The following is a 3,823-nucleotide window of genomic DNA, read 5'->3' on the forward strand; positions in this document are numbered from 1 at the left end:
CACGTCTGCGACGCTTAAAAATTTCGTACTTCAGCGCAAACCGAATTTTTCAACACAATCGACCCAAAACAGACTCGGGCGCGCCCCACGTGGCGAGCCAATACTAAACTGGAGCCACGTCGCCCATCGGGGCGAGCGGTACGGTCACGGGATTGTAAGAATACAGGCCACGCATCTCGGCGCCTGTTCCGGGATTTGGGCCTCTTTCCGTAGCGCCTTGAACCTCGTTAGCCTGCTGGCGGGAAGCGAGTTGGACCCCGTTCGCGCGCTCCTTTCGCGCATTCTCATAAATGCCAAACGCTTCCTCAAATGTCCCCGCGGCTGCGAACGCGCGCCCAAGCACCATCGCGTCTTCGATCGCGATGCAGGCGCCTTGACCTAGAAACGGTGTCATGGGATGCGCGGCATCCCCGAGCATAGTCACGCGTCCCTTGGTGTATTGCTGGAGCGGCTCGCGATCACGAAGCCCCCATTTGAATAACGTTCCTGGTGCAACCGCGTGTATCAGGTCCAACGCATCTTGATGGAAATCGTTGTGAAGGCGGACCCACTCGTCAATCGTGGCGGGAATCATCCACCCTTCCTCCTGCCACTTTGGTTCGCGGGCGAAACAAACCACGTTCATCACGGTTCGGTGGCGCAATGGGTAATGCAGCAGGTTCCGGTTGACTCCAACGAACATGGCGTAAGGAATCTTCTTGATGCCGCCCGGCACATTCGCCATCGGCAGAAGCGCACGAAACGCGACCTGGCCGGTGTAATTGACGACTTCATCTCCGAAGACACAGGTCCGTACCTTGGAGGCGCCGCCGTCACAGCCTATCAAAATATCGCTTGTGTATGTTTTTCCGCCAGCGAACGTCACGACGACGTGTTTGTGATCCTGCTTCAACGTCTCAAAACGGTGATCGAGAAAGATGCAGTCGGGATCGTTGTGAAGGATTGCAGCGGCAAGTGCCGCATGAAGATCCGCGCGATGCACTTGATGATACGGAGCGCCGAATCGCTCGAAGTATTCTGGTCCCGTCCACCTGGTTTTGATCACAGCGCCTGTTTGGAAATGGCGCATGAGATACCTCTCTGCGGGGCCGGCTTCTCTCGTCACCCGTTCGCCAACCCCCAGAAAGCTGAGCGCGTGCATCGCATTCGGCGAGATCGCCACACCTGCACCGATCTCTCGAAGCTCTCGCGCCTGCTCAAACACCGAAACACGATAGCCGAAATGCTGGAGTGAGAGTGCGGCGCTCAGGCCGCCGATGCCGCCCCCGATGATCGATATCCGCGAGAGTTCCAAGGTAATTGCTCGTCTAGCCGGTCGGCGAAATGTTGGCTGCTCGGACCACCTTGCCCCATTTCTCGGTCTCGTCGCTGATGAGCTTTCCGAAATCGGCGGGCAAGCCCGCAAGCGCCATGCCGCCGAAATCCGTAAGCCGGGTTTTCATTTTGGCATCCACGAACGCGGCATTGATTTCCTCGTTGAGCCTGGCAATGACCTCCCTAGGGGTATTCTTCGGCGCACAAAGGCCGAACCAAGCGCTAACCTCGTAGCCCGGCACAAAATCGGCGACCGTCGGCAGGTCCGGCAGCGCGTCCGAGCGCTCGGTCGTGGTCACCGCCAACGCACGCGTCGTCCCCGCCCGGACGTACTGGATCGATCCGGGTAAATTGTCGAACATGATCTGGACCTGCCCCGCAATGAGATCGGTCACTGCCGGTGCGGTGCCCCGATAGGGTATGTGCACCATGTTGACTCCCGTCATCAACTTGAACAGCTCTCCTGACACATGTGTCGACGAGCCGACGCCGCCCGAGGCAAAATTGACCTTGCCCGGATTGGCTTTGGCATACGCGATGAATTCGGGAACGGTCTTGGCAGGTACTGCGGGATTAACTTCCATTACATTGGGCACGCGGATGATGCCCGCGACCGGCGCGATGTCGCGGATGAAATTGAAATTGAGTTTGTCGTAGAGCGTTGCGTTAATTGCGTTCGATATCGAGGCCAACAGGAGCGTATAGCCGTCTGCCGGTGCGCGCACCGCTCCCTCGGTGGCGACATTGCTGCCAGCACCAGGCCGGTTGTCTATAATGAATGGTTGGCCGAGCCGCTCCGACAGCCACTGTCCTATCAAGCGTGCAGAGAAGTCAGTCGTGCCGCCCGGGGCGTAGCCGACGACGATCCGCACCGGCCGCGACGGATAGCTTTGCGCCCATGCCATCCGTGACGCGGCCGGGAACGCGGCGACGCCGGCGGCCAGATGGAGAAATTGTCGCCGGTGGGGACGTTTGATGGCGGTCCTCCCAAAAATATCGCGGATTCCGCGAGAGGGCTATGCTGGCCACACGGCCAGAGGCGCAGCGCTGATGCAGACCTCAGCATGCAATGCAACCTCCGAGAAATCCAATACATAATTGATCTACCACTTCATGCCGAACGGGCATAAACTCGCCAGCCATGGATCTTCGGCACTTGCGAACCTTCGTCACCGTTGCCGAGCAGGGGACTGTCTCGAAGGCATCGCTGCGCCTCCGAGTCGCCCAGCCCGCATTGTCCCGCCAAATCAAGGAGCTCGAAGACGAGCTCGGGCTTAAGCTGTTCGATCGCGTTCGCCGCCGCCTGGTCCTGACCGGCGAGGGCGAGCAATTGCTCGGCGATTGCCGCGCCGTCTTTGGCGCAGTCGAGTCGTTCAGCGAGCGCGCTCGACGGCTGCGGCGAGCCGACACCGGAATCCTGAAGGTTGCGACCACACCACAAACGATGGAAGGTGTGTTTTCCGCATTCCTGCATCGATACGCCGAACGCCGGCCAGATGTGCAAGTCAAGCTGATCGAAGCGGTGGGTCCAAGCCTGCTTGACAAGTTGGAACGCGGCGACGTCCATCTCAGCATCTGCCTGATGCAGACGATACAGACCGACGATCACCCCTTCGACAACTTTCCGCTACCTCCAATGGAGTTTTTTGCTGCCAGCCATACCTCGCTTGCGTTTGGAACCGGGGGAAACATCGACATTGCCAAACTTGCCCGCTACCCGCTCCTGCTCCTGGACTCCAGTTCCGTGGTTCGCGGCACGTTCAATGCGGCCTGCCGTCTCGCGGGACTAAAACCCAATATTTTTGTCGAGAGTCGGTCGCCGCAGGCGTTGCTGGCGCTTGCAGAAGCCGGCCACGGCGTGGCGATTGTACCCTCCATGCTACCAACACATCGCTATCGCCTCCGCGTTGTTCGAATCATGCATCGGCGCAGACCGTTGCGCGAGCCGTGGGCAGCTCTCTGGGACAAACGCCGCGCGCTCCCGCCTTACGCCAGGGATTTTTGTGAGTCCCTCGCTGCGCACATGCGCGAGGTATTTTCGGCCTCGCAACCCGGCAAGCCGAAGCGCGGCTCTGCGAAGCGAGCAACTGGGCGACGCGCATAGTCACCATACGAAGCGTGGAGACAAGCGTTTGCCGAGTCTGGGTACGATCCAAATGGCTTGGCCATCCGATCTTACGCTGGAGACGCACTGTAGGCTGCGATGTGCGGAATGCCTGGTTCTGGCACTTTTCCGACGTGGTCAGTCTTACTGACGATGTCGGTTCATGGGGTAAAGCGGACGTGCAATCAACATGCGGAAACGACGCGAATGACCCAAGGAGGACACTTCCACGATCTGCCGAGCCACTTGCACCGGCTGATTGGTCAATATTGATCAGTAATAAGCCGGTCGAACGACGGACCCAAAGTGAGCTGAGGTCATTGACCCCATGATCTCCCCACGACTTCAATCCGCTGCACAGAGACCTGCTTCAATGGCGACGAGCCTCAATGTGTCGGCGTCAGT

General features: G+C 59.1%; 3 protein-coding genes. 1 reads left to right on the forward strand and 2 read right to left on the reverse strand.

All coding sequences use genetic code 11. The annotated features are described in order from the left end of the window. Window positions 1-103 precede the first annotated feature (103 nt). Window positions 104-1,405: an FAD-dependent monooxygenase gene (locus tag ABSE61_RS36530; protein WP_423876010.1), complete on the reverse strand. Its 1,302-nt coding sequence runs from the start codon at window positions 1,403-1,405 to the stop codon at window positions 104-106. After that, on the reverse strand, window positions 1,308-2,219 hold the full coding sequence (locus ABSE61_RS36535) for a Bug family tripartite tricarboxylate transporter substrate binding protein (RefSeq protein WP_423876011.1): 912 nt from the start codon (window positions 2,217-2,219) through the stop codon (window positions 1,308-1,310). Before ABSE61_RS36535 ends, ABSE61_RS36530 begins: the two co-directional genes overlap by 98 nt. A gap of 236 nt (window positions 2,220-2,455) precedes the next feature. Here ABSE61_RS36535 and ABSE61_RS36540 point away from each other — a divergent pair, with 236 nt between their 5' ends. Next, window positions 2,456-3,418, forward strand: a complete 963-nt coding sequence (locus ABSE61_RS36540; RefSeq protein ID WP_423876012.1) for a LysR family transcriptional regulator — start codon at window positions 2,456-2,458, stop codon at window positions 3,416-3,418. Window positions 3,419-3,823 lie beyond the last annotated feature (405 nt).

Origin of the sequence: Bradyrhizobium sp., assembly GCF_049519115.1 — a bacterium.
Classification (GTDB): domain Bacteria; phylum Pseudomonadota; class Alphaproteobacteria; order Rhizobiales; family Xanthobacteraceae; genus Bradyrhizobium.

Coding starts and splice junctions, on each gene's coding strand:
- ABSE61_RS36535 (WP_423876011.1), bottom strand. CDS start 2,219: ATGGCATGGGCGCAAAGCTATCCGTCGCGGCCGGTGCGGATCGTCGTC.
- ABSE61_RS36540 (WP_423876012.1), top strand. CDS start 2,456: ATGGATCTTCGGCACTTGCGAACCTTCGTCACCGTTGCCGAGCAGGGG.